Here is a 24,888-nt window from a genome sequence, read left to right on the forward strand (position 1 = left end):
CCGGGCGCCGTTTTTTGCTTGTGGAAGGCGAGTGGGGTCGGGCGTTCAACCGGTACGCGCGATGCGTACGGGCGCCAAGGAAGACGTGGCAGGCTCAGCTACGAGTTGCGGCTGATTCAGCAGCATGGCGCCACGCTGGGTGGCGACGAATACCGCTTCGGTACGGCTGCGGACTTCCAGGCGACGATATAGCGCGTTGATGTGCGCCTTGGCTGTGGCCTCAGAGATGCCGAGCATGCGGCTGATGGTTTTGACCGGATGGCCGCGCGAAAGCAGAACCAGGATTTCGTACTGGCGTTGGGTGAGTCCCAATAATGCGCAGTCGTCACTGCCCTTGGCGCCACCTGTTTGCGCATCTGGCCGGGCAAGCACAATGGAAGCCGGTACATAACGGCCGCCGGCGAGTACCAATTCCAATGCGGCTGCAATCAATTTGCCTGAATAGCTTTTCAGCAGATATGCAGAGACATTCAATTGCATCAGCGCGCGCACATGTGCGGCTGAATCGCTTTCACCCAGTACGGCGACGTGCCGTGGATGTGGCTGTTGCAGCAACCGGGAGAGCGCCGGAAGATCGTCGATGCCCGGCAGTGGCAGGCCGATCAGGGCCAGTTCGGCGTCCGCATGCGCCGCGAGATTTTCAAATAGGGCCTCGTCCGGGTCGACGCTGACGACTTCGGAAATGGCCGGCAAAGATTGTAAAACGTGGGTCGCACCGGCACGCACCAAGGGGTGTGCCTCAACTACGATCGATTTCACTGCGCCGCCTGTCTGGTTATGGTTGTTTGCCCATTTCCGGAATATGGCCGGCCGTCGCCCATTTGGACCGGCGAGATCCAAATTGATACAGGCGTGGCTGGTAGAAACGCAATGACGCGCGGTTTCGGTATGTTTCCCCGTTCAACCAGCAGTCACCAGGTGTGGTGCCGCCGGGCCGAAACCTTGGCATGCCATTCAGGCGCGATTTCTTTCCGGTTTTCTTGTTTATGTCGCCAGGCGCGGAGGATATACCCCGCCAAAATCGGCAGAATAAATCCCCAGCATGCTTGTTGCACCCATCAATGGGATGTAAACCTTTTTGTTTACCCCGATTGGCGGTGTGCCAGACCCCCTATAGATAGCAGGATCAGGCAGGGGCAGCTAGCCCCACTTCAAACCCATTGACGTAAACGTAAACCGGCGTTCGGCCGTCTTTGACGGCCCTGCGGTTTATTGGGCGACGACCGAGAAGCGCGGCATCGACAGCGGTTGCTTGCCGTCGCGGCCGTAGGGCGTGCCACCGCCGTTGTTGGCAGCGTGCAGGACAGACAGCGCGTTTTGCGTGGCGCGCAGACGCAGATCGATCAGGGTGCCGTTGTCCAGATTGCGCTGGCGCAGAGTGCGGGCCAGGGCCAGGTTCTCGTCGAACAGGCGGCTGGCGGTTTCATCGGTGCGCAGGTATTTGACCAGCCCGTACGGATCGGCGCCGCCGTGCTGCGCCCACCAGAGGCGGCGCTCGCGGTCAGCTTCGCCCAGGGCGGTGAGCTGCTTCTGCTTGGTCTGGGTGATGCGCTCGAGCTCGACCATGTCGCCGTCGCGCAACGCTTGCGCCTCGGCTTCCAGTGTCTGGGTGGCGGCGCGCAGCAGTTCCTGCTCGTCGGCAAGGGTGCGGATCAGCAGTGTGTTGTCCATGTTGGCGACCTTTAGCTTGCAAGCTTGGGCAGCCGCCGGCCGGCACACCGCCCCGCCGCGATCAGCCAAGGGCTGGCGGCGTCATGAGAAATGGGGGACGGACGACGGGAGGCTCCCGTCAGACCTTCTTGCTTTGTGCCGAGAGCAGCGAATGCGCGTCGGACAGCGCCGCATCGGCGATCTTGCCGGCGTCCATCTTGAGCGTGCCATTCTGAATGGCGCTGCGGATCTGCTCGACGCGTGCTGCGTTGAAGTCGCCGCTGCCCACTTGGCGCGAAACTTGATGGACCGACAGCGAAGGCACGGTTGAATCCTGGTCGCTGTGGCGCGTGGTGCCCGTGGCCGTCGTGGCCACCGAGGACGAGCCGGTCGCGCGCGTCGACCCGGACGCTGCGTCCTTGGTCGGCGCAATGGCCGGCGTGTTGTTGACGATATGGTTGATTTTCACGGGTGTCTCCGAAGAGCGCGTTCATCCTATCACCCATATCGGCCAACCCCGACCCAAACTTTAGCGGGGGATATCGGTTGCGCATCACCGTGTGTGTGTGATCGATTGATATCAAATCGATGTCAGAACTGGATCGCGACCACACCGGCGGACTGCGCAATGCCGGAAACGACGTTGCCGTTGGCCGTGCGCACCTGCGCCACCTGGCCCACAGCTGCCTGGTTCATGGCCCGGCCGTCGCTGGTCACCTGGAAGCCGCCGCCCTCCGCAACGAGCTTGACGGTCTGGCCGGCCTGCACGGCAATGGCCAAGCGCAGGCTTTCGGCGCGCAGCGGCTGGTTGGCCGCCACGCTGGTTACCAATACACGCCCGACCACGTCGGCGGGTTGCTGTACGACTGACGGTGGCAGCAGCGAAAGGTCCCCCGTGCGTGCTTCCAGGTCGCTCATGTCGAGCGTCTTGCCTGGCGAGAGCTGGTGCGACGCCACGTAATACGTCCCCGTGATCTGGATGGTGGCCGGTACCCACGCTGCCCAGGCGTGTGGTGATTTGCAGCGCACACCAACTTGAATGCGGCCGCGCAGGCGGTTGGCCGCCGGGAGCATCAGGTCGATCTGGTCACACGGCTGGTTGGCCACGCGTGGGTCGACCGGGCCGACTTCCACTGAGGCGCGCGGTGCGCCAGCGTCATTGGTGCCGCCCAGGATGTCCAGCTGCGACTGCAGTTGCTGCTGGATCTGCATCTGGATGGCGTTCGGGCCCTGGATGGTGGTCGTGGCGGGTTGTGCGGCCTGGGCCGGCATCGGCATGTTGGTGGCTGCCGGCGCGTAGCCGACGCGCATCATGCTTTGCGCGTGCGCCAGGATCGGATGGGCGAGGCTTGCCAGGACGCCCAGCGCCAGGGCCAGCAGCAGCGTGCGCCGGCGTGCGGCCAACGGCATTGCCGTGGCGCCGCGGCGGCGGACAACGGCAAAGGTCGGGTAGTGGGCGCTGCGTACAAACCGCGTGGACATGGAAAGCCCTCCATCTAGGAGCGTGTCATGCACTCTTACGGGAGTGCGAATCCACCCAAAAGGCCGCAGGGCTAGGCGTGGCCGACGCCGTGTGGTGATTCCACACAAGGAGGCCGCAACGACGCCATGCGGCCTTTTGGGTGGATTCCCTTTGGGTTGTTTCCAAAACACGCGCTGGGGGTGTTACGGCCACCCGCCAATGGAACAACCATTGGCAGCCGTCCGTGCCTACCCAGCACGCGTTTTGGAAACAACGCATCTCCCGTAAGAGTGCATGACACGCTCCAGAGTCCGGTGAAGTGTAGCCACGCGCGCGGGAGGGCCAAATGCGGAAATGTCGGCCAATCCCCCCCTTATTCGGACGAATGCTCTTGCCAGGTGGCCCCTAGACTTTGCAACGTGGTGAAGTCCCTGGCGTTGCGCGGTGCCGTTCCATTTGCCGCGCGGCCTGCCCCGGAAGGTCGGTTTCCCGGCCGGCCCCCGGATCCGCAGACAAGGCCCTCTCCACTGAGGCTGCATGACGGCAACTCAGCAATACAGCGGTTCTGGAGACGGCATCGGCGGTTTTGAAGGGGCTGCCGATGCCTGCTTCTCCAACCCACGGAATTCGGAATACCAAACAAACGCGGCGGCGGGGTTGCCAGTTCAGGCACCAACAAGACGCCACGCGCGAGGAATGACAGACATGGTCGACAAGCTGGATCAGTTGTTCGGTTTTCAGGAGAAGGCGTTGCAGTTGCGTTCGCAGCGGCACCAGATCCTGGCCTCGAACATCGCCAACGCCGACACGCCCAACTACAAGGCGCGCGACTTCGATTTCCAGTCGGCGCTGCAAAAGGCGGTCGGCCAGCAAAGCGGCAACACGCTGCCGATGACGGCCACGGCGTCCGGCCACCTGACGGCGGACGGCGCCCCTGCCGGTGATGTGACGCTGATGCAGGCGTCGCTCTCTCAGCAGGCCAAGTCGCTGCAGGGCGAAGTGCAGTACCGCACGTCGCAGCAGCCTTCCATTGACGGCAACACGGTCGACATGGACGGCGAGCGCATGCGCTTTGCCGACAACACCGTACGTTACGAGGCCGACCTGAACATCGTGACGCAGAAGATCAAGTCGATGCTGGCGGCCATTCAGAACAGCTAGCGCGGCAAAGCAAGACAAAGCAGGACCGAGCAGAACAGAGCAAGACAGGGTAGGACGATCGCGCCGCAGTCTCGGGTGCGACGAAAGAGGGGCGGGAGTGATGCGGCGCCCCGGGCCAGGCAGTCTGGCCCGGAGAGCGCCCACACAACACCGGACCGATCCGGCAACAGCAAACAGTACTCAGACAGCGGAACCAACATGTCGCTATTCAAGGTGATGGATGTGGCTGGCAGCGCGCTCACCGCGCAGTCCAAGCGCATGAACGTGGTGGCCTCCAACCTGGCCAACGCCGAGAGCGTGACGGGGCCCAACGGCACCGCCTACCGCGCCAAGCAGGTGGTGTTCTCGCCCGAGCAGGGGGCTGACGACTACGCCACGGGCGTGTCGGTCGACCGCGTGGTGGAAGACACCGTCACCCCCATGAAGCGCATGCACCAGCCGGGCAACCCGCTGGCCGATGCCGACGGCTACGTGACCATGCCGAACGTGGATCCGGTCGAAGAAATGGTCAACATGATTTCCGCCTCGCGTTCGTACCAGGCCAATGTGGAAGTCGCCAACACCACCAAGACGATGGCCGCCAAGGCCCTGACCCTGGGCCAGTAAGCGGCCCCCGCTCAAGCCTCCTAAGCGAGATACGACTATGACCGTCAGCTCCACGACAAGCACCACGGGTACCACCGGTACCACGAGCACGACCACCGGCAACAACCTGGCGATCACCAGCGGTACCGATCTGCAGAGCACGTTCCTGCAGATGCTGGTGGCGCAGTTGAAGAACCAGGATCCGCTGAACCCGATGGACAACTCGCAGATGACCACGCAGCTCGCGCAAATCAACACGGTCAGCGGGATCCAGCAGTTGAACACCACGATGTCCAGCATGCTCACGCAGAACGCTGCCACGCAGGCTTCATCGATGATCGGCCGGACGGTGCAGGTGCCGTCGTCCAACCTCACGCTGGCGTCCGGCAAGGCCAACTTTGGCATCTCGGTGCCTAATGGCGCCGATGACGTGGTCGTCACCATCAAGAATGCGGCCGGGGTTGCGGTGCGTACCGTTGATCTGGGCCAGATGACGGCCGGCTCCGGCAACTACACCTGGAACGGCAAGGACGACAAGGGCAACCAGCTTGCCGATGGCAACTACACGATCAGTACTGCGGCCACGCTCAACGGCCAAACCACCACGGCAAACGCGCTGGGCACCGACAAGGTGGCCGGCGTGACCATCAACAACGGCACGATGCAATTGGTGCTGGCATCCGGCGGGACGGCCAAGCTGTCTGACGTCGCTTCTATTCAGTAACGGGCCCGTCTCAGACACGCCCGCCGCATTTCTATTCTCGGGAGAACACTATGGGATTCCAGCAAGGCCTGAGCGGTCTCGACGCCGCCTCTCAAAACCTCGATGTGATCGGCAGCAACGTCGCCAATGCCAACACCGTCGGCTACAAGAAATCGACCGCCGAGTTTGGCGACGTGTACGCACGTTCGCTGGTGGGTGCTACCGACAATCAGGTTGGCCAGGGCGTGAGCGTGACCCGGGTGTCGCAGTCGTTCACGCAGGGCAACGTGACCAACACCGGCAACCCGCTGGACATCGCCATCAACGGCACGGGCTTCTACCGCATGGTGGACGCGAGCAGCGGCCAGGTGTCGTACACGCGTAACGGCCAGTTCCAGACCGACAAGAACGGCTACATCATCTCCGCCACCGGCCAGAATTTGACCGGCTACGGTGTGGATAACACCGGCAAGGTCAACACCGCCGTGCTGACCAACCTGAAGATTCCGGTCAATGACCTGGCGCCGCTGGCCACCACCAACACCGCGTTCGGGGTGAACCTTGACGCTGCCGCCACGCCGCCGACCACCACGCCGTTCTCGGCCACCAACTCGGCCACGTTCAACCACTCCGTTTCGGAACAGGTGTACGACGGCACGGGCACGGCCCACATGCTGACCAACTACTACGTGAATACGGGCCCTGGTACATGGGCGGTGTACTCGCAGGTCGATGGCAACAACCCGACTGGCGGTAACCCGGTCTCCACGCTGACCTTCAATGCCAGCGGTGCACTGACCACCAACCCCAGCAAGGTTGCCGTGGCCTTTGGCGGCATGAGCATCGCCAACATGGACTTCACCGGCACCACGCAATACGGCGGCGGCTACAACGACACCGCCCCCGGCGTTTCGCAGGACGGCTACGCCACTGGCCGCCTGGCCAGCTACGCGGTGGGTACCGACGGCACCATCACTGCGCGCTATTCCAACGGCCGCACCGCCGTGCTGGGTCAGGTTGCCATGGCCAACTTCAAGGCACCGGAAGGCCTGCAGAACATCGGCGGCAACCAGTGGGTGGAAACGTCCAACTCGGGCGCCCCGAACCTGGGCACGCCGGGCATGGGTTCGTTCGGCTTGCTGCAGTCGTCGGCGGTGGAGCAATCCAACGTGGATCTGTCGGCCGAGCTGGTGAACATGATCATTGCCCAGCGCTCGTACCAGGCCAATGCGCAAACCATCAAGACGCAGGACACCATCCTGCAGACGCTGGTGACCATGTAAGCACTGGATTGTCCTAACAGCCATCACCTGAACGCCCATCTAGGAACCTCGCATGGACCGCTCAATTTACGTGTCGATGACTGGCGTGAAGCACCTGTTCGACCAACAGGCCGCCAGCGCCAACAACCTGGCCAACGCCAGCACCACCGGCTTCAAGGCGCAGATCGACGCGTTCCATACGGTGGGTGTGCAGGGCGATGGCTCGCCCACGCGCAGCTATGTGATGGCATCGGCCATCGGCACAGACGTGACGCCAGGCCCGATCGAGACCACCGGCCGTTCTCTGGATGTGGCAGTCGACGGGCAGGGCTACTTTGCCGTGCAGGCCGCGGATGGCTCCGAGGCGTACACCCGCGCGGGCACGTTTCAACTGAGTGCCGACGGCACCATCGTCACCCTGGCCGGCCAGCCGGTGATGGGTGATGGCGGCCCGATCACGCTGCCGCCCAACACGACGGTGCAGTTTGCCAAGGACGGCACGGTCAACGCCATCAGCGCGGACAACGTCACGCCGCCGGTGTCGCTGGGCCGTCTGAAGCTGGTCAGCATTGACCCTTCAAACCTGAACCGTGGCACTGACGGCCTGTTCCGTCAGCGTGATGGGCAGGACGCCGACACGAATGAAAACGTGCGCATCACGCCCGGCGCACTGGAAGGCAGCAACGTCAACCTGACCGACTCGCTGGTCAACATGATTGAAATTTCGCGCCAGCTCGAGATGCAGATGAAATCGCTGCAGACGAGTGACACGAATGCCCAGTCGGCCAATGAACTGCTGCGCCACGCTTGATGCGTTGCGTGTGAACTGAATCAACCAAGGACTCGAACATGATTCGCTCCCTGTGGATTTCCAAGACCGGGATGGACGCCCAGCAATCGCAGCTGGATGTCATCTCGAACAACCTGGCGAACGTCAACACGACGGGCTTCAAGCGCTCGCGCGCCGTGTTCGAAGACTTGCTGTACCAAAACGTGCGTGAGCCGGGGGCGCAATCGTCGCAACAGACCACGCTGCCTTCGGGCATGCAGGTCGGTACCGGCGTGCGCATCGTCGCCACCGAGCGCTTGCACACGCAGGGCAACCTGACGCAAACCGGCAACGCGACCGACGTGGCCATCAACGGCAACGGCTTCTTCCAGGTGCAGATGCCTGATGGCACTCTGGCGTATACGCGCGACGGTAGTTTCCAGGTCAACGCGCAGGGTCAGTTGGTGACCTCCAGCGGTTACCCGATCCAGCCGGCCATCACCATTCCGCAGAACGCCACCAGCCTCACCGTGGGCAAGGATGGTGTGGTGACGGTCACCACGCCTGGCTCGGTCAACAACACCCAGGTCGGCACATTCCAGTTGGCCAACTTCATCAACCCGGCCGGTCTGCGCAGCATGGGCGAGAACCTGTATGCAGAGACCGAAGCCGCCGGCACGGCCAACCTGGCCAATCCGGGTTCCAACGGCACGGGTGTGCTCAACCAGAACTACGTGGAAACGTCCAACGTGAACGTGGTGGAAGAAATGGTCAACATGATCCAGACGCAGCGTGCGTACGAGATCAACAGCAAGTCGGTGCAGACGTCCGACCAGATGCTGGAGAAGCTGTCGCAGCTCTAAGCTGGGCAGCGCAGTTTTTAAGGAAGTCTTGCGATGCAAACCCCCCCGGTCTACTCGCTCCAACAGGAACAGATTCAGCACGGCGGCCGCGCTGTGCGAATCGCCAAACTGGCCGTGCTTGGCACGGCGGCTCTGCTCGCTACGGCGTGCGGCTTCCTGCCGCCGCCGGCGCCGATTGTGCAGGGCCCGACCACGGCGCGTCCGCCCATGCCCGTCATGGCACCGCGTCAGAACGGGGCGATCTACCAAGAGGTTGCATCGGGCAGCGGCGGCTTTCGCGGCATGTTCGAAGACCGCCGCGCACACATGGTGGGCGACACCATCACCATCGTGATTACCGAGAACACGGCAGCCAGCAAGCAGACTTCCGGCAGCGTGGACCGCAGCGGCAGCAAGACCACGTCGGTGCCCACGTTTGCTGGCATGAACCCGGGCGTGCTGTCGCTGCTGGGCGTATCGGCCAGCGACGCCAACAAGTTCGACAGCAAGGGCGCCAACGGTGCGCAGAACAACTTCACCGCCACCATTACCGTGACGGTGGTGGAAGTGCTCGGCAACGGCAACCTGGTGGTGAGTGGCGAGAAGCAGATGGCCGTGGGCCAGGGCACCGAGTCGATCAAGTTCTCAGGCGTGATCAACCCGACCACCGTCAACAACCAGAACACCGTGCTGTCCACCCAGGTGGCGGATGCACGCATGGAATACCGCGGCACCGGCTACGTGGCCGAAGCCCAGCAGATGGGCTGGCTGTCGCGGTTCTTCCTGACCGTGTCGCCGTTCTGAGGAAGCCGCTATGACTTTACATCGCATCATCGGCGCGGCCCTGGTGGCACTGAGCGCAATCTGTGGCACGGCACACGCCGACCGCATCAAGGATCTGACCAGTGTTGCCGGTGTGCGTGAGAACGCGCTGATCGGCTACGGCCTGGTCGTCGGCCTGGATGGCAGTGGTGACCAGACCACGCAGACGCCGTTCACGATCCAGAGCTTCAACAACATGCTCACGCAGTTCGGCATCAACGTGCCGGCCGGCGCCAGCATCCAGCTCAAGAACACCGCTGCCGTGGTGGTGACGGCTGCGCTGCCTGCCTTTGTGCGGCCTGGCCAGACCATCGACGTAACGGTGTCTTCCATTGGTAATGCCAAGAGCCTGCGCGGCGGCACGCTGCTGCTCACGCCGCTCAAGGGCGTGGACGGCCAGTTGTACGCCCTGGCGCAGGGCAACGTGGTGATTGGCGGTGCGGGTGCGTCGGCCAACGGCAGCAAGGTGCAGATCAACCAGCTGGGCGCCGGCCGCATCGCCAACGGGGCGACGGTGGAGCGCGCAGTGCAGGCCACGGTGGGCGAAGCCGGCAGCATCCAGCTCGACACCGGCACGACGGACTTCGGTACGGTGCAGAACATCGTCAACGCCATCAACAAGCAGTTCGGCACCGACACCGCCCAGGCCGCCGACGGCCGCACGATCAACGTGCGTGCGCCGGCGCTGGCGTCGGACCGCGTCGGGTTTCTCGCCAAGTTGCAGAACATTGACGTGACGCCGGCGCTGGCCGCCGCACGCGTGGTGGTCAACGCGCGTACGGGCTCGGTGGTGATGAACCAGCTCGTCAAGCTTGAGCCCTGCGCGGTGGCACACGGCAGCCTGTCAGTCACCATCAGCACCGAGCCGGTGGTGAGCCAGCCGGCACCGTTCTCGCAAGGCCAGACGGTGGCGGCCGCACGTTCGAACATCGAGGTCAAGCAGGCAGGCGGCAGCCTCATCAACGTGAAGGGCGGCACCAACCTGGCAGATGTGGTCAAGGCCATCAATGCGATCGGTGCCAACCCGCAAGACCTGATTTCGATCCTGCAGGCGATGAAGGCGGCCAACGCCCTGCGCGCCGAGCTGGAAATCATCTAAAGCAGGGGCCGACGCGATGAACCCGACCGACCTCACCAGCCGCCTGGCGCTCGACTCCACAGGGTTCGAGTCGCTCAAGCAAGCCGCACGTACTGACCCGACCGGTGCCGCCAAGACCGTCGCCAAGCAGTTCGACGCGATCTTCGTGAACATGATGCTCAAGCAGATGCGCGATGCATCGCCGCAGAACGGGCCGTTCGATTCGTCGTCGACCAAGATGTACACGTCGATGCTTGACCAGCAGCTCTCGCAGACGATGGCATCGCGCGGCGTGGGCGTAGCAGACCAGTTGCTCAAGCAGATGCTGCGTCAGGCCAACCATGTGAACCCGGATGCCGGTGGGCCGGTGAATACCGCGCTGTCCAACACCACCGCCACGAACACCGCCTTGCCGGGGGCAACAGGCTCCACGTCGGACACCGCCAAGGCCATCGCCCGCTCGTCGCTCAACAGCATGGCCGCTGCGGTTGCGCCCGGCACGGAAGACGATGGCTCGGGCATCAGCACCGTGCCGCGCCCGGGTCTGGAAGAGCGCGTGCAGCGCGCCCTGGCTGCCCTGCGCAAGCAGGCCGGGGCGGACCAGAGCGGCCAGTCGACCGGCGCACTGCCGGATGTAGATTTGTCGACCGTGGCTTCCGAGCCGCGTGGTGATCGCATGGCCAGCTTCTACAACAAGCTGATCGGCCACGCCTCGCAGGCCGCGCAGGAAACCGGCATTCCGGCCAACTTCATGATCGGCCACGCCGCACTGGAGTCCGGCTGGGGCCGCCGCGAAATCAAGTCCAGCGACGGCACCAACACGCACAACCTGTTCGGCATCAAGGCCGGCGGCTCGTGGACGGGCAAGACGGCCACGGTGACCACCACCGAATACGTGGGCGGCGTCGCGCACAAGGTCCAGGAGAAGTTCCGCGTCTACGGCTCGTACGCCGAGGCGTTCAAGGACTACGCCAATCTGCTGGCCAACAACCCGCGCTACAGCAACGTCGTGGCGGCGGGCAACGGTAACGACGCGGCCTCGTTTGCCAAGGGCTTGCAACGTGCGGGTTACGCCACAGACCCGAACTACGCCAACAAGATCATGGCGGTGCTCAAACAGATCGTTTGACGTTCGCTATCAACGAGAAAAACCAATAGTGTCGGCCGGCTCAAGTTTGATCAGAGCCGGCCGATGTTGTTTGTAGGGTCCATCTTGGCGGCACTGTGCTGCCTGCATCGAGACAAACATGAGCAGCTCCCTCCTGAATATTGGCGCGACCGGCCTGCAGGTCGCCAATATCAACCTACAGGTGACCGGCAACAACATCGCCAACGCCAACACGCCTGGCTATTCGCGCCAGGAGGCCGTGCAGACGGAGAACATTCCGCTGTACGCCGGCGTTGGCTATCTGGGGCAGGGTGCGAATGTGACGACCGTCAAGCGTATCTACGACCAGTTCCTGACGGCCCAAGTGCAGAGCGGCCAGGCCGCCACCAGCTCGGCTGACCAGCTCAATAGCCTGGTGTCCGGTCTGAGCCAGTACATGTCGGATAGCAACAGCGGGCTCTCCTCGGCGCTGACCAGCTTCTTCAACGGGGCCGACGGTCTGACGTCCAACCCGTCGAGCACCACCGCGCGCCAGGTGTTCCTGAACGCCGCGGCGGGCTTGCAGAGCCGTTTCAATTCGATTGCCGGCCAGTTGACCTCGCTGTCTGGCCAGGTCAACACGCAGGTGCAGACGCAGATCAGCTCGGTCAACAGCGTGGCGCAGCAGATTGCTGGCCTGAACGACCAGATTGCCAAGGCTGAGGCCTCCACCGGCCAGCCTGCCAATGACCTGCGTGACCAGCGCGACCAGCTCGTGCAGACGCTCAACAAGTCGATCAAGGCCAGCGTGGTGCAGACCGGTGACGGTCAGTACAACATCTACGTGGGCAATGGTCAGGCGCTGGTGCAGGGCAACCAGAGCTACCAGCTGGCGGCCGTGCCGTCGCAGTACGACCCGACGCAACTATCGGTGGGCTACAAGAGCCCGGCCGGCACCGTCAACATTGACGACAGCCAACTGGGCGGCGGCGCCCTGGGGGGGCTGCTGGATTTCCGCCGCAACACGCTCATCCCGGCGCAGAACAGCCTGGGCAAGCTGGCTGCGGCCGTGTCGGCCGACGTGAACGCGCAGAACAACCTGGGTATGGACGCCAACGGCAAGATGGGGACGAACCTCTTCTCCGTGGCTGGCCCCACCGTTGCCGCCAGCAGCAACAACACCGGCAGCGCTACCGTCACGGCCAGCATCACCAACGCCAATGCGGGCCAAGGTTACGACTACCAGATCAAGTACCAGGGCGGCGCCTACACCGTTTCGCACTACCCGGATGGCTCTGCTTCCGTGACGGTGACGAGCTGGCCGACCACCATTGATGGCGTCACGATGAACCTGTCGGGCACCATGAACAGTGGGGATTCGTTCCTGGTGCGCCCGACCGCCAATGCGGCATCGAGCATGCAGACGCTCACCACCGACTATCACAACGTGGCGGCCGCCACGCCGGTAGTGCTCAACCAGGGCAGCAACAACACGGGCAGCGCTACGGTGTCGTCCATTGGTGTGGACAGCACGTACGCCGGCGCGCCGCTCACGTCGCCGGTCAACCTGACGTACAGCTCGGCGGTGGGTGGCTCGCTCTCGGGTTTCCCGGGCAGCGTGACGGTCAACGTCAACGGCACCAACACGACATACAGCGGCGGCACTGCGCCGTACACGCAGGGTGCGACGTACTCGTTCAATGGCGTGCAGCTGACGTTGTCGGGCACACCGGCCAACAACGACACGTTTGCCGTCTCGGCCAACACCGCCAACAGCACCGACGGCGGCAACGCCAGCGCGCTGGCCAAGCTGCGCAATGCCACGCTGCTCGACGGCGGCACCACCTCGATCGGCTCGTCGTGGAACAACCTCGTCACCAAGGTGGGCGTACAGGCCAACACGGCCAGCAGCAACCTGACCTCGCAGAAGGCGCTGCTGGCAAGCTCGCAGCAGCAGCAGTCGTCTGTGTCGGGCGTGAGCCTGGATGACGAGGCAATGAACCTGATGAAGTATCAGCAGGCCTACCAGGCATCGGCCAAGGTGATGCAGACGGCCAATACGCTGTTTGATTCCTTGCTGTCGATTGCCGGCGGCTGACCGGGCGGCTGAAGAATCCGCCCCATTTGTCGATAACGTCCTAAAGCCCTTCGTCCGGACCGATCATGCGAGTCAGTACCGCCCAATTCTTTGCTGCATCCACTGCTTCCATGCAGAACACGCAGTCGAACCTGATGACGCTGCAGCAGCAGATTGCGAGCGGCATTGCGCTCACCAGCGCGGGTGACAACCCGAGCGCGTTCGGCCAGATGTCGCAGCTGCAGCAGACGCAGGACGCCAATGATCAATACCAGGCCAACCGCGACGCCACCGATGCACGCCTGACCAACGTGTCGTCAGCGCTCACCAACCTGGCGACCACGCTGCAGCAGGGCAAGCAGAGCCTGGTGTCGGCCAATACCTCGCTGATGACGGATTCGCAGCGCATTGGTGTGCTGGCACAGGTCAAGCAGCAGTATCAGCAGTTGCTCGCCACCGCCAACCAGCGCGATGCCTCAGGCGTGGCACTGTTCGGTGGCGCTAACGGCACGACCGACCCGTTCGTCAATTCGGGTGGCACCGTGCAGTACGTCGGCAGCGGACAGCCGCCCACGGTGCAGGTCTCTCAGAACGTATCGATGCCGAACTCGGTGTCGGGTGACTCGGTGTTCGTGCGCATTGCCAATACGGACCCGGCCAACCCGAGCGCCAATCAAAGCATCTTCAAGACGTACGAAAACCTGATCACGGCACTGTCCACCCCGATCAATCCGGCCACCCAGGCCACCGATGTTGCCAACCTGCAGAAGGCCGTGCAGACGGCGCAGGGCAACCTCGACAACGCTTACCAGGTCGCCCTGCAGGCGCAGGTGACCGTGGGCACGCAGCAGGCGCAGATCACCACGCTCAACAGCAGCGGCTCGAGCTACGGCGAGCAGTTGAAGGAGCAGATCTCCAAGCTGCAGTCGGTGGACTACACCACCGCCATTTCGCAGTTTGCCCAGCAGCAGGTGTCGTTGCAGGCCGCGCAGAAGACGTTTACGGCCATGCAGGGCATGTCGCTGTTCCAGTACTTCAATCCTTGATCGGCTGACCAGAGGCGGTCAGGGGGCGCGGCGTATCATGTCGGCTCGCCTACCGTCAGGACTGGTCATGCCCATTCAATATCTCCGCCGCCTGACCAGCCCCGAACGCACGGAAGACGCCAACCGCCGGCTGGGGCAATCGCTGGCTTTCGTGGCCGGCGCCGCCAACGCAGGCGGTTTTCTCGCCGTCAAACAGTACACGTCGCACATGTCCGGCATTGTCTCGGCAATGGCCGATGACCTTGTGCTGGGCGACGTGGTGCTCGTGCTGGCGGGCTTTGCCTCGCTGCTGGCGTTTCTGTGCGGAGCAGCCTGTACGGCGGTACTCGTCAACTGGGGCCGCCGGCGCAGCACGCAAAGCGAGTTTGCGCTGCCCCTCATGCTGGAGGCCGCGCTGCTGCTGCTCTTCGGGCTGATGGGCACGTCGCTCGGGCAATACCGCGTCGTGTTCGTGCCGGCCACCGTAGCGCTGCTGTGCTTCTTGATGGGGCTGCAGAACGCCATCATCACCAAGATATCGAAGGCGGAGATCCGCACCACCCATGTGACTGGTCTGGCCACCGATATCGGCATCGAGGTCGGCAAGGCGCTGTACTGGAACCACGGGCACCGCAATCTGCCGGCCGTGGTTGCCAACCTGCCCAAGCTGCGCTTGTTGGTTTCCCTGCTGGGGATGTTCTTCGTGGGTGGCGTGGCGGGGGCGCTGGGTTTCAAGCACGTGGGTTATGCCACCACCATCCCGCTCGCATCCATTCTGATGCTGCTGGCTGTCGTGCCCATCGTGGACGATCTGCTTGCACGCAGGCGGTAGCGGTTTGCTCAGCGCAGCACCAGGCCAATGGCGATCGCGCAGCCCAGCACGATCAGCCACGGCACCGCAGTCCTGACCACCACCGTGCGCAGCCAGTCGGCCTGATCGGCGCGGCGCGCGGTGCGGATCAAGCCTCCTGCCAGCAGCACCTCGAACGCGGCTTCCGACAGCAGCATCGGCCCTTGCGTGTAGAAGTACGTCACCACGCCAAGGCACGCTGTCACAGCGGCCACCACCACAGCAATCACCAAGACCAGCGGTAGCGCCTCATCTGCCGAAGACAGGCTGTCTGCCACGCCGCTGCCGGCTTCACCCAGCAGAGATGAATCGGCTGCATCGGCCAGCGGTTCAAAATCGGCCGAGGCGCCGCCACCGCCAAATATACCGCCCTGCCCACCAATGGGGCCAAGCTGCGCGGCCGCACGCCCGATGTTGCCGCCAAGGCGTGGCATGGGGAGACCGGAGCCAAAGTCGATCGCATCTGCGGCTGCATCGGCAATCGAATCGCTCTGCCAGCCTCGTGCGCTTTGCTGTTTGCGACGCTGCGTGAATCCCGCATAAGCCAGCCACAGCTTGAAGGCAACGAGCATTGCCAGCCATGCGGTCACGGTGGCGATGCTGTAGCGCCACGGCGGCGAGTCCAGTCCCGTCAATTGCAGCAGCTTGTTGCAGGTCACACCCCATGCCAGCGACCACAGCACGATCAACACCACGTGCAGACGCAGGGCAAAGCGGCTCGCCAGCCGGCGGGCGAGATTGCGTTTGAGGACGGGTTCTGTCGTGAGCGTCGGCGCTGCGGGCGTCTTCTTGCGCTTCATCAGATCATGCCGCCGTTGACGCCAATCACCTGCCGCGTGACATACGACGCCGCATCCGACATCAGAAAGCCTACTACCGCAGCCACCTCTGCCGGTTGCCCGACGCGGTTCATCGGCACCGCTTCCAGCGCCTGGTCCAGGTGCTCCATGTGCGCCAGCATCTCGGTTTCGATCAGCCCCGGTGCCACGCAGTTGACGGTGATGCGGCGCGAGGCCAACTCCACCGCCAGCGCCTTCGTCGCGCCAATCAACCCCGCCTTGGCCGCGCTGTAGTTGACCTGCCCGCGGTTGCCCATCACGCCCGAGACGGAGGCAATGGTGACGATGCGCCCGCCCTGGCGTGCTCGCACCATCGGCATGGTGAGCGGGTGCACGACGTTGTAGAAACCGTCCAGGCCCGTCTCCAGCACGATGTCCCAGTCTTCGTCTGTCAGGGCAGGGAAGGCCGCGTCGCGCGTGACGCCCGCGCACAGGACGATGCCGTAGTAGGCGCCGTGTGCATCCACATCGGCTTCGAGTTGCGTACGGCAGGCCGTGCGGTCACGCACGTCGAATTGCAGGACGTGGGCGGCACCGCCCTGGGTTTGGATGTCGGTAACGATGGCCTCGGCCTCTTTGCGGCCGCTACGGCAGTGGACCGAAACGTCGAACCCGTCAGACGCCAGTTGGTATGCGATTGCGCGGCCAATGCCACGGCTTGCGCCCGTCACGAGAACACGGCGGCTCATGTGGTGAGACTCCCTTCTTTGGATGCTTGAAAACCGGTGGGCGGGTGCGATTCGACGATCGCTTGGGCTAGAGGCTGGCCACCGGCGTAGCTGTGCAATTGCGCAAGACTAACACCCTGTGCCCGGAGGCTTCCCATCGTTCCGGCTAGGGCGCGGCTGAGCAGTCGGCGCGGATTGGATTGTGACCGGCAGCCCTGTCCAAATAGGCCAACCGATGGCGAAACGTGAGGCGACTACGAGCGGCTACGTGTCAGCAGGCAGATCAGGCTGCCCGCCGACAGCAAGATGGCTGGTATGTGGACCAACGCCTGCACCATTTCCTGTAGGTGAAATGGCTGTATGACAGCAATCGCTGTCTTGGCGCTCAGCAGACTCAGCAAGAGGACGATCGAAAACACAGCGATGGCGATGTGCCGAGGTCGGTGTCCAAAGGGCAATCGCTGCGCGAGCACCACAAAGCCCCACGCCAGCAGGGCACTTGCAAAGCCGGAAACGAGAGCAAGGAGCTTCGCGTTGTCAGCCGCTGCTGCCGAGACTCCCGTCATCACCGCCATCGTGATGTTGATGATGAGCCCGAAGGCCAACACATGCAGGGCGAACTGCGCGAACCCGCAATGGACTCGGGGTTGAGTGGGTGCCTGTGAGGCGTTGTTCGGCGTATCGGAGTCAGTAGTCACCGCGAGCCAGATCGATCAACGAGACAACGCCCCGTTTGTCCCAAACTGAGTAAACGCCCGCCCACTCAACTCCAGCGCATCCATGACCGACCGCTCCACCACCGGTGCGAGCGAAGTCATCATCACCATAACCAACATCAGCCCCACCACCAGCGTGGCGGAAATGCCCACCGCAAACGGGTTGAGCGCCTGCGCGGTGCGTGCCAGCACGGCAAAGCCCAGGTTGACGATCATCATGATGGCGATGATCGGCAGGGCGACGCGCACGGCCAGTGCGAAGGCGATGGTGCCGCCTTCGGCCAGTGCCTGCCAGCCGGGGTTGGCCAGCGGCGCAGCCGAGATGGGCAGCGCGGTAAAGCTGTCGAACAGGGCGTGCAGCAGCACAAGGTGCCCGTCGCCGGCAATGAAGGCGGTGATGGCCGTGAGGTTGAGAAAGCGGCCGAGCAGCATGCTGCTTTCGGTTTGTGTCGGGTCGACCAGCGTGGCAAAGCCCAGGCCCATCTGTATCGACATCACCTCGCCCGCACCGCTGATGGCGCTGAACACGAGCTGCACACAAAACCCGAGCGACAGCCCGATCGCCACTTGCAGCAGGGTGATCCACAGTCCCTCGTATGAGCCCACGGACACGCCAGGCGGCACTGGCAGGATCGGTGCCAGTGCCACCGTGAGAATGACGCCGAACGCCACCTTGATCGACATCGGCACTTCTGTGTTGGCAAACGGCGGCGCAATCGCAATGAACGCCAGAATGCGCACGAGCGGCCACCAGTACATGGCGATCCAACCGTTGAGCTGGCTGGCGGTGAACTGGATCATGGCGGCGGGGTGGTGTGTTTGGTGGCTGCGAGTCGACTACGTCAATTCACGTAGTTGGGGATATTGGTGAGCAGATCGCGCGTGTAATCGACGATCACGCTCACGAGCCAGGGGCCGGCCAGGATCATGGTGGCGGCCACGGCCACCAGCTTGGGAATGAACGACAGCGATTGCTCGTTCAGCTGTGTGGCAGCCTGGAACACCGCCATCAGCAGGCCGACCACGAGCGACACCAACAGCATGGGCGCGCCCACCATCATGGCGACCTGCATCGCCTGGCGCGCCATATCCAATACGTATTCGGGTGTCATGGCGGCTCCTTATTGCACAAAGCTCTGGGCCAGCGAGCCCAGCAACAGGTGCCAGCCATCCACCAGCACGAACAGCATGATCTTGAACGGCAGCGAGAAGATCGACGGCGTGACCATCATCATCCCCATCGACATCAGCACGGCCGCTACCACGATGTCGATCACCAGGAACGGGATGAAGATGGCAAACCCGATCTGGAACGCGCTCTTCAGCTCGCTGGTGACAAAGGCGGGAATGAGCGCGCGCATGGGCGTCTGCTCCGGGCTGGCAATGGGGGGCATGTTGCCCATCTTGACGAACAGGGCGAGGTCCGGCTCGCGCGTCTGCTTGAGCATGAACTGGCGCAGCGGCGTGGCGGCCGTGTCCATGGCTTGTTCTACGGTGATCTTGTTGTCGCGCAGCGGCACGTAGGCGTCGGTGTACACCTTGTCGAGCACTGGCGACATGACGAAGAACGTGAGAAACAGTGCCAGCCCAATCAGCACCTGGTTGGGCGGCGTGGTTTGTGTGCCCAGCGCATGGCGCAGCAACGACAGCACGATGACGATGCGCGTGAAGCTGCTCATCATCAGGATGATGGCCGGCAGGAAGCCCAGCGACGTGAGGAAGATCAGCGTCTGCACCGGCAGCGTGTAGCTCTGCCCACCAGTAGCGCCCGAGAGCAGCGGTAGGCCCGGTTGCGCCTGCGCAAACACGGCGGGCGTGGCACACAGCAAGGCCAGCGCAGCGAGGTAACGAAGAACAGCACGCATGTTCATTCCGACTTCCCCGTCAGGTGGCGCTTGACCTGGACAGCCAGTGCATCCGCAAAGGAAGGGGGTTTGGTATTGGCGCCATCACCGGAGTTGGCATTCGGCTCGGCGGGCGTGGCGGGCTCAATGGGCCGTGGCAGCGTGTGCAGTGTCTGCACGTTGTGCTGGGTAACGCCCAGCACCAGCCACGTGCCATCCACTTCCACCACTACGACTTTCTCGCGGGCGCCCAGCATCTGCTGCGCCACGACCGAGACGACCTGGCTGCGGCGCCCAGGGCCCATGCCCGCGCGCTGTTGCAGCCTGCGCAGCAGCCAGCCGGCTGCCACGATCATGGCCAATACGACAAACAGGCCGCCCAAGGTGCGGGCCCAATCAACTGCATGGTTCATTTCAACACCTTGCCCGGGGGGAGCAGTGGTTGCGCAGGGTGCGACGGCTTAGCCGTTCAACTCAGCGGTTCAACTTACGGATACGTTCGGACGGCGTGATGATGTCGGTCAGGCGGATACCGAACTTCTCGTTCACGACCACCACTTCGCCCTGGGCGATCAGGTAACCGTTCACCAGCACGTCCATCGGCTCACCGGCCAGTGCGTCCAGCTCCACCACCGAGCCCTGTGCCAGTTGCAGCAGGTTCTTGATGGGCACCTTGGTGCGGCCCAGCTCCACCGTCAACTGCACGGGGATGTCCAGGATCATGTCGATGTCGTTACGCGTGTTGCCGGCCGCACTGGGGCTATCGACAACCAGCGGCTTGAACACCGAATCGGAGGCTGGTGTGGCTGCGGGCGGATTGGCTGCAGCGCGCTGTGCGGCCTCCAGGGCCATGGCCTCTTCCATCGTCATCTCGACATCGGTGTCGTCGGCGCTGGTCTCGGGGTTCATGGTCGGTTCAGTTGTCATCTTCAGACTCCATGGCAGATTCACTGCCGCTCATATTCAGCATGCGGTTGACCCGCAGGGCGTATTGACCGTTGAAGGTGCCGTAGCTGCATTCCATGACGGGCACGCCGTCCACCTTGGCGGTCACGGATTCGTCCAGCTCAACCGGCAAGACATCGCCCACCTTCATGTTCAGGAGGTCGGAAAACTGCACGCGGGCGGTGGTCAAGTCGGCAATCAGTTCCACCTCGGCGGTCTGCACCTGCTGCGAGAGCAGCCGCACCCAGCGCTTGTCCACTTCCAGCGCCTCGCCCTGGATGGCGGAGGTGAGCCGGTCGCGGATCGGCTCGATCATCGTGTAGGGCATGCAGATGTGCACGTCGCCGCCGTTGCTGCCCAGCTCCACGCTGAAGCTGGTCGTCACCACCACCTCGTTGGGCGTGGCGACGTTGGCGAACTCGGTGTGCATTTCCATGCGCAGCTGTTCGAACTCGATCGGGTAGATCGGCTGCCAGGCCTTGGCATAGTGGTCGAACATGAGTTGCAGCATGCGCTGGATGATGCGCTGCTCCACATCGGTAAAGTCACGGCCTTCCACACGCATGTGAAAGCGCCCGTCGCCACCGAACAGGTTGTCGACCACCAGGAAGATCAGGTTGGGGTCGAACACGAACAGCGCCGTGCCGCGCAGCGGCTTGACATGCACGAGGTTGATGGCAGCCGGCACGACCAGGTTGCGGATGAACTCGCTGTACTTCTGGACCTTTACCGGACCAACGGAGATCTCCGCGTTGCGGCGCATGAAGTTGAACAACCCCAGGCGCCAGTTGCGCGCAAACCGCTCGTTGATGATTTCCAGCGTGGGCATGCGCCCACGGACGATGCGCTCCTGAGAGCCCAGGTTGTAGGTGCGTACACCAGACGGGTCGGCCGCGACAGGTTCCTCGTCGACCTCGTTGGTGACGCCCTTGAGGAGCGCATCGATCTCCTCCTGGGAAAGAAACTCTTCCTTGAGCATGTCACTGGATCACGAAGTTGGTGAACAGGACGTCCGCCACCGGCGATTCCTTGCCGACAGCCGTGAACACCTGCTCGCATTGTTCGACGATTTCCTTGGCCAGTGCGGCCTTGCCCTCTGCCGGATACAACTCAGTGGGCGACTTGCTGGCCAGCAGCGTCAGGATCCGGCTGCGCAGTTCGGGCGTGTAGGTCTTGATGCCTTCTTCAGCGTGCTTGTCGAAGCTCTTGAAGGTGATGCCGATCTGCAGATAGCGATCGTTGCCTTCCTCGGGCTTCAGGTTGACGGTCAGGGTATCCATTGGCACGAACACCGGCTCTTTGGGCTTGGCCGGTGCGGCAGGGGATGCAGCGTGATTGCCGCCTCCCAGGAAGAACCAGGCGGCGGCACCGCCCATGCCGACGAGCAGGAGCACGATCAGGATGATCAGCAGCAGCTTGGTGGAGCCGCCCTTGGCAGCAGGGGCGGGGGCAGTAGTGGCGGCAGCGGCTTCGGCCATGGGGATCACTCGGAGCTAATGGGACAACGATCGGGGGGAAGACCTGTCCGGCTCGAAATTCGGAAATTCCAGAGTCGGGTTCTCGGATGGCATTCTTCCTCACCTCTGTCCAGCTCATTCCGGCAAGAAACGCGGTCAATCCCGTCTATCTCGGGGGTTTGCGGCAAAGCGCTGGGGGAATTGAGTTGCCATAAAGTTGTTTATACATCACTTTTATGCGGCGTATCTCGTCCCCATGCGCCTTCCTCATCTCCCGGCGCGCAAACCGCTGCGTAAAAGTGATGTCTGCCCGAAAGATTTGCCGGTGCGTGCCGTTGTAGTTCTGCAAAGGGCGTCGGGCAGGTTTCCGGCGCCGCACAACGTCCTGCCGGAAGCCGTCTTGAATTCCTTGTCCATGCCCACCCATGTTGCCTTTGGTCCCGTCGATGCCGACGGGCTGCCGGCTGACTGTCCGGCACGCGGCGAGCCGCCGGGCTTTTGCCCGAAGCTCGACCTGCTGTCGATGGTCAACGCGCTGACAGAGGGCATTCTGGTGTGCGATGGCCTGCGACGCGTGACCTACGCCAACCCCAGCGCAGCGCGCCTGCTGGGCGTGCCGGTGGCCGAGTTGATCGGCCGCACGTTGGCACAGGTCGTGTTGTCAGCCGTGGACGAGTTTGAGACCACCATCCACGACGCCGACTGGCCCGACCGTGACGTGATGGCCGAGGGCCTGCCGCAGTTGAACCAGATCTTTGGGCTGCACTGCCAGGACGGCCGCACCGTTTGGGTGTCGAGCAACTGGACGCCGCTGTACACCGAGGGCGGCCATTCGATGACCGCCGTGCCCGCGGCCGGGTCCAATGCGGGCACGCCGCCGTACTCCGTGCTGGTGTCGCTGGTCGACATCACGCAGATCCGCGAAGCGCAGCAGCGTATCCGGCATCTGGCCACGCACGATACGCTCACCGGCCTGCTGAACCGCTCCGCGCTGGAAGACCGACTGGAGCATGCGCTGGCCATCGCGCGCCGCAACCGTACGCGCGTGTCGGTCATGTTCCTGGATCTCGACCGTTTCAAGAACGTCAACGACACGCTGGGCCACCAGTTTGGCGACATGCTGCTGCGCGAAGTGGCCGCCCGCCTGCAAGCCTGCGCGCGTGAGGCCGATACCGTGGCCCGCCTGGGCGGCGACGAATTTGTCGTCATGCTCGAATCGCTCGATGCCCTGGGTACGCGCCGGGTCGCCGAGCGCATTCTCTCGGCCATCAGCGCGCCGTTCCATATCGACGGGCAGGAGCTGTTCCTGGGGGTGTCGATCGGCATTGCCGTGGCACCCCACGACGGCGACGACCCCAACACCCTGCTGCGCAAGGCCGACGCGGCCATGTACCTGGCCAAGGAGCGCGGCCGCAACAACTTCCAGACCTTCACCAGCGATCTGGACGACCGCGTTTCGCGCCGTTTCCGCATTGAATCGGGCCTGCGCCGCGCCAGCGACCGCAACGAGTTCTACGCCGATTACCAGCCGCGCGTGGACGTGAAGAGCGGCCGCATCGTCAGCGTCGAGGCGCTCATCCGCTGGAACTCGGCAGATTTCGGCCGCATGATGCCCGGCCAGTTCATTCAAGACGCGGAAGAGACCGGCCTGATCGTCGAGATCGACCGCTGGATCCTGCGCGCCGCTTGCGATCAGCTTGCGCGCTGGCGCCGCATCGGGCTGCCGCAACTGCGCATGTCGATCAACCTGTCAGGGCAAGCATTCAGTTCGGGGCAGCTCAGTGCCATGGTGCGTGGGGCGCTGTCCACCAGCGGCTTGCCAGGGGACGCGGTTGAGTTGGAGATGACCGAGGGCATCCTGATCCGCGATGATCCGTCGCTACATGCGCTGCTGACCGAGCTGCGCGCGATGGGGGTGTCGCTGGCGCTGGACGATTTCGGCACTGGATACTCATCGCTTTCGTATCTGCACCGCTTCCCGATCGACACGCTCAAGATCGACCGCTCGTTCGTGCAGGACTTGCCGCACGTGGCCGAGCGCGCCGCCATCACGCGGGCCATCATCATGATGGCGCAAGCGATGGGCATGAAGACCGTGGCTGAAGGTGTGGAGACCACCGGGCAGCTCGAATTCCTGCGCGAAATTGGCTGCGATGAGTATCAGGGCTACCTGCTTACACGGCCGCTGGAGCCATCTGCCGTGCAGGATCTGGTGCGCGAGAACGTGCGTCGCTATGGGTTGCGCGAGCCACGTCTCCTGTGATTTCGAGTCTTTTCAGGGTGTCCTGAAAAGCGTAGCGAGCCGCCCGAGGTTGACACGAGAAGCGCAGCCGTACACGCGTACGGCGAGCATCGCAGGGTCAAGATCGGACGGCGCAGTAGCTTTGCGGGACGCCCTATAGCTGCAACCCGTTGCTGACCACGTACATGGTCACCTCGGCGTTGTTGCGCAGCCTCATCTTCGTGAGCACCCGCCCCCGATACACGCTGACCGTCTTGGCGCTGATCTGCAGCGCCTCGGCAATCTCACTCAGTGTGCGGCCGGAGCCAAGCATGCGCAGGGTCTGGAATTCCCGGTCGGACAGGATGTCGTGGCGGGGCTTGTCCCAGTCGACGTTCAGATTGTCGGCCAGCACTTCCACCAGGTCGGACGGCAGGTATTTCTTACCCTTGGAGATGGCGTTGACGGCCGCCAGCAACTGCGGCTGGGTGGCGTCCATCGGCAGATAACCGGATGCGCCGGCCTTGAGTGCGCGCACGGCCAGCAGCGCCTCGGGGTGGCGGCCCAGCGCCAGCACGGCCAGGCGCGCATGCTGCTGGCGGACGGCCTTGATGGTCAGGAATTCGTCACCGGTGGCAGATTCCACCGAGAACAGCATGACGTCCCACTCGCGTTCGGCAAGCAGGTCTTGGTTGGCGTTGTGCAGGTCGGGTACGGCCTCGATCTGCCGGGCCAGGCGTGAATCCTTGAGGATCTGGCGCAAGCCTGCACGGGCAATATCGTGCGGTTCGACAATCAGAACGTTGAGCATGGTGGGCGTTGCGG

General features: G+C 63.4%; 28 protein-coding genes. 13 read left to right on the top strand and 15 right to left on the bottom strand.

Annotated elements, in window-relative coordinates:
• Positions 1-45 precede the first annotated feature (45 nt).
• From F7R11_RS20985 to flgA, 4 genes are all read right to left on the bottom strand, one after another.
• Positions 46-759, bottom strand: coding sequence for a LuxR C-terminal-related transcriptional regulator (locus F7R11_RS20985; RefSeq protein ID WP_031328887.1), 714 nt, complete (start codon positions 757-759; stop codon positions 46-48).
• A 450-nt stretch (positions 760-1,209) separates the two neighbouring features.
• On the bottom strand, positions 1,210-1,671 hold the full coding sequence (locus F7R11_RS20990) for a flagella synthesis protein FlgN (protein ID WP_064808141.1): 462 nt from the start codon (positions 1,669-1,671) through the stop codon (positions 1,210-1,212).
• Positions 1,672-1,789: 118 nt separating this feature from the next.
• Positions 1,790-2,119 (bottom strand): flagellar biosynthesis anti-sigma factor FlgM, encoded by a 330-nt coding sequence (gene flgM, locus F7R11_RS20995; RefSeq protein WP_021193462.1) that lies wholly within the window; start codon positions 2,117-2,119, stop codon positions 1,790-1,792.
• A 122-nt stretch (positions 2,120-2,241) separates the two neighbouring features.
• On the bottom strand, positions 2,242-3,132 hold the full coding sequence (gene flgA, locus F7R11_RS21000; protein ID WP_064808139.1) for a flagellar basal body P-ring formation chaperone FlgA: 891 nt from the start codon (positions 3,130-3,132) through the stop codon (positions 2,242-2,244).
• Between the two features lie 685 nt (positions 3,133-3,817).
• Here flgA and flgB point away from each other — a divergent pair.
• The 12 genes from flgB (at position 3,818) to F7R11_RS21060 (ending at position 15,355) form a co-directional block, all read left to right on the top strand.
• Positions 3,818-4,273 carry a flagellar basal body rod protein FlgB gene (flgB, locus tag F7R11_RS21005; protein ID WP_021193464.1) on the top strand — a complete coding sequence of 152 codons (456 nt, stop codon included), beginning with the start codon at positions 3,818-3,820 and terminating at the stop codon, positions 4,271-4,273.
• A gap of 198 nt (positions 4,274-4,471) precedes the next feature.
• Positions 4,472-4,879: a flagellar basal body rod protein FlgC gene (flgC, locus tag F7R11_RS21010; RefSeq protein WP_021193465.1), complete on the top strand. Its 408-nt coding sequence runs from the start codon at positions 4,472-4,474 to the stop codon at positions 4,877-4,879.
• A 37-nt stretch (positions 4,880-4,916) separates the two neighbouring features.
• Positions 4,917-5,582: a flagellar hook assembly protein FlgD gene (locus tag F7R11_RS21015; protein ID WP_064808137.1), complete on the top strand. Its 666-nt coding sequence runs from the start codon at positions 4,917-4,919 to the stop codon at positions 5,580-5,582.
• A gap of 50 nt (positions 5,583-5,632) precedes the next feature.
• On the top strand, positions 5,633-6,844 hold the full coding sequence (gene flgE / locus F7R11_RS21020; RefSeq protein ID WP_021193467.1) for a flagellar hook protein FlgE: 1,212 nt from the start codon (positions 5,633-5,635) through the stop codon (positions 6,842-6,844).
• Between the two features lie 52 nt (positions 6,845-6,896).
• Positions 6,897-7,634 (top strand): flagellar basal-body rod protein FlgF, encoded by a 738-nt coding sequence (gene flgF, locus F7R11_RS21025; RefSeq protein WP_021193468.1) that lies wholly within the window; start codon positions 6,897-6,899, stop codon positions 7,632-7,634.
• A 38-nt stretch (positions 7,635-7,672) separates the two neighbouring features.
• Complete coding sequence (gene flgG / locus F7R11_RS21030) at positions 7,673-8,455, top strand: flagellar basal-body rod protein FlgG (protein ID WP_021193469.1); 783 nt, start codon at positions 7,673-7,675, stop codon at positions 8,453-8,455.
• Positions 8,456-8,488: 33 nt separating this feature from the next.
• Positions 8,489-9,238 (top strand): flagellar basal body L-ring protein FlgH, encoded by a 750-nt coding sequence (locus F7R11_RS21035; RefSeq protein WP_021193470.1) that lies wholly within the window; start codon positions 8,489-8,491, stop codon positions 9,236-9,238.
• 10 nt (positions 9,239-9,248) lie between these two features.
• Positions 9,249-10,355, top strand: a complete 1,107-nt coding sequence (locus tag F7R11_RS21040; protein ID WP_064808135.1) for a flagellar basal body P-ring protein FlgI — start codon at positions 9,249-9,251, stop codon at positions 10,353-10,355.
• A 16-nt stretch (positions 10,356-10,371) separates the two neighbouring features.
• Entirely contained in the window at positions 10,372-11,463 is a 1,092-nt protein-coding gene (flgJ, locus tag F7R11_RS21045; RefSeq protein ID WP_064808133.1) for a flagellar assembly peptidoglycan hydrolase FlgJ, read from the top strand.
• 118 nt (positions 11,464-11,581) lie between these two features.
• Entirely contained in the window at positions 11,582-13,519 is a 1,938-nt protein-coding gene (gene flgK / locus F7R11_RS21050) for a flagellar hook-associated protein FlgK (RefSeq protein WP_064808131.1), read from the top strand.
• Between the two features lie 65 nt (positions 13,520-13,584).
• Positions 13,585-14,544 (top strand): flagellar hook-associated protein FlgL, encoded by a 960-nt coding sequence (gene flgL, locus F7R11_RS21055; RefSeq protein WP_064808129.1) that lies wholly within the window; start codon positions 13,585-13,587, stop codon positions 14,542-14,544.
• Positions 14,545-14,611: 67 nt separating this feature from the next.
• Complete coding sequence (locus F7R11_RS21060) at positions 14,612-15,355, top strand: YoaK family protein (protein WP_064808126.1); 744 nt, start codon at positions 14,612-14,614, stop codon at positions 15,353-15,355.
• 8 nt (positions 15,356-15,363) lie between these two features.
• Here the strand turns inward: F7R11_RS21060 and F7R11_RS21065 are convergent, their stop codons facing one another.
• The 10 genes from F7R11_RS21065 to fliL all read right to left on the bottom strand — a co-directional run bounded on the left by F7R11_RS21065 (position 15,364) and on the right by fliL (position 21,863).
• Positions 15,364-16,173, bottom strand: coding sequence for a hypothetical protein (locus F7R11_RS21065; RefSeq protein ID WP_064808124.1), 810 nt, complete (start codon positions 16,171-16,173; stop codon positions 15,364-15,366).
• Positions 16,173-16,901 carry a 3-ketoacyl-ACP reductase FabG2 gene (locus F7R11_RS21070; protein ID WP_064808122.1) on the bottom strand — a complete coding sequence of 243 codons (729 nt, stop codon included), beginning with the start codon at positions 16,899-16,901 and terminating at the stop codon, positions 16,173-16,175. The genes F7R11_RS21065 and F7R11_RS21070 overlap by 1 nt, the downstream gene beginning before the upstream one ends.
• A 233-nt stretch (positions 16,902-17,134) precedes the next feature.
• On the bottom strand, positions 17,135-17,485 hold the full coding sequence (locus tag F7R11_RS21075; protein WP_151180558.1) for a hypothetical protein: 351 nt from the start codon (positions 17,483-17,485) through the stop codon (positions 17,135-17,137).
• 108 nt (positions 17,486-17,593) lie between these two features.
• Positions 17,594-18,397, bottom strand: coding sequence for a flagellar biosynthetic protein FliR (gene fliR, locus F7R11_RS21080; RefSeq protein ID WP_021193479.1), 804 nt, complete (start codon positions 18,395-18,397; stop codon positions 17,594-17,596).
• A 41-nt stretch (positions 18,398-18,438) separates the two neighbouring features.
• Positions 18,439-18,708: a flagellar biosynthesis protein FliQ gene (fliQ, locus tag F7R11_RS21085; protein WP_021193480.1), complete on the bottom strand. Its 270-nt coding sequence runs from the start codon at positions 18,706-18,708 to the stop codon at positions 18,439-18,441.
• 9 nt (positions 18,709-18,717) lie between these two features.
• On the bottom strand, positions 18,718-19,467 hold the full coding sequence (gene fliP, locus F7R11_RS21090; RefSeq protein ID WP_064808118.1) for a flagellar type III secretion system pore protein FliP: 750 nt from the start codon (positions 19,465-19,467) through the stop codon (positions 18,718-18,720).
• On the bottom strand, positions 19,464-19,853 hold the full coding sequence (fliO, locus tag F7R11_RS21095; protein ID WP_021193482.1) for a flagellar biosynthetic protein FliO: 390 nt from the start codon (positions 19,851-19,853) through the stop codon (positions 19,464-19,466). The genes fliP and fliO overlap by 4 nt, the downstream gene beginning before the upstream one ends.
• Before the next feature lie 61 nt (positions 19,854-19,914).
• Positions 19,915-20,367 (bottom strand): flagellar motor switch protein FliN, encoded by a 453-nt coding sequence (gene fliN, locus F7R11_RS21100; RefSeq protein ID WP_064808116.1) that lies wholly within the window; start codon positions 20,365-20,367, stop codon positions 19,915-19,917.
• Positions 20,357-21,364, bottom strand: a complete 1,008-nt coding sequence (gene fliM / locus F7R11_RS21105) for a flagellar motor switch protein FliM (protein WP_021193484.1) — start codon at positions 21,362-21,364, stop codon at positions 20,357-20,359. Before fliM ends, fliN begins: the two co-directional genes overlap by 11 nt.
• Before the next feature lies 1 nt (position 21,365).
• Positions 21,366-21,863 (bottom strand): flagellar basal body-associated protein FliL, encoded by a 498-nt coding sequence (gene fliL, locus F7R11_RS21110; protein WP_021193485.1) that lies wholly within the window; start codon positions 21,861-21,863, stop codon positions 21,366-21,368.
• Positions 21,864-22,257: 394 nt separating this feature from the next.
• On the opposite strand from fliL, the gene F7R11_RS21115 reads away from it, so the two are divergent.
• On the top strand, positions 22,258-24,105 hold the full coding sequence (locus tag F7R11_RS21115; RefSeq protein ID WP_104577569.1) for a putative bifunctional diguanylate cyclase/phosphodiesterase: 1,848 nt from the start codon (positions 22,258-22,260) through the stop codon (positions 24,103-24,105).
• A 133-nt stretch (positions 24,106-24,238) separates the two neighbouring features.
• Here F7R11_RS21115 and F7R11_RS21120 read toward each other — a convergent pair whose 3' ends face one another.
• Positions 24,239-24,874, bottom strand: a complete 636-nt coding sequence (locus tag F7R11_RS21120; RefSeq protein ID WP_064809088.1) for a LuxR C-terminal-related transcriptional regulator — start codon at positions 24,872-24,874, stop codon at positions 24,239-24,241.
• Positions 24,875-24,888 lie beyond the last annotated feature (14 nt).

The sequence above is a fragment of the Ralstonia insidiosa genome, assembly GCF_008801405.1.
Lineage (GTDB): Bacteria > Pseudomonadota > Gammaproteobacteria > Burkholderiales > Burkholderiaceae > Ralstonia > Ralstonia insidiosa.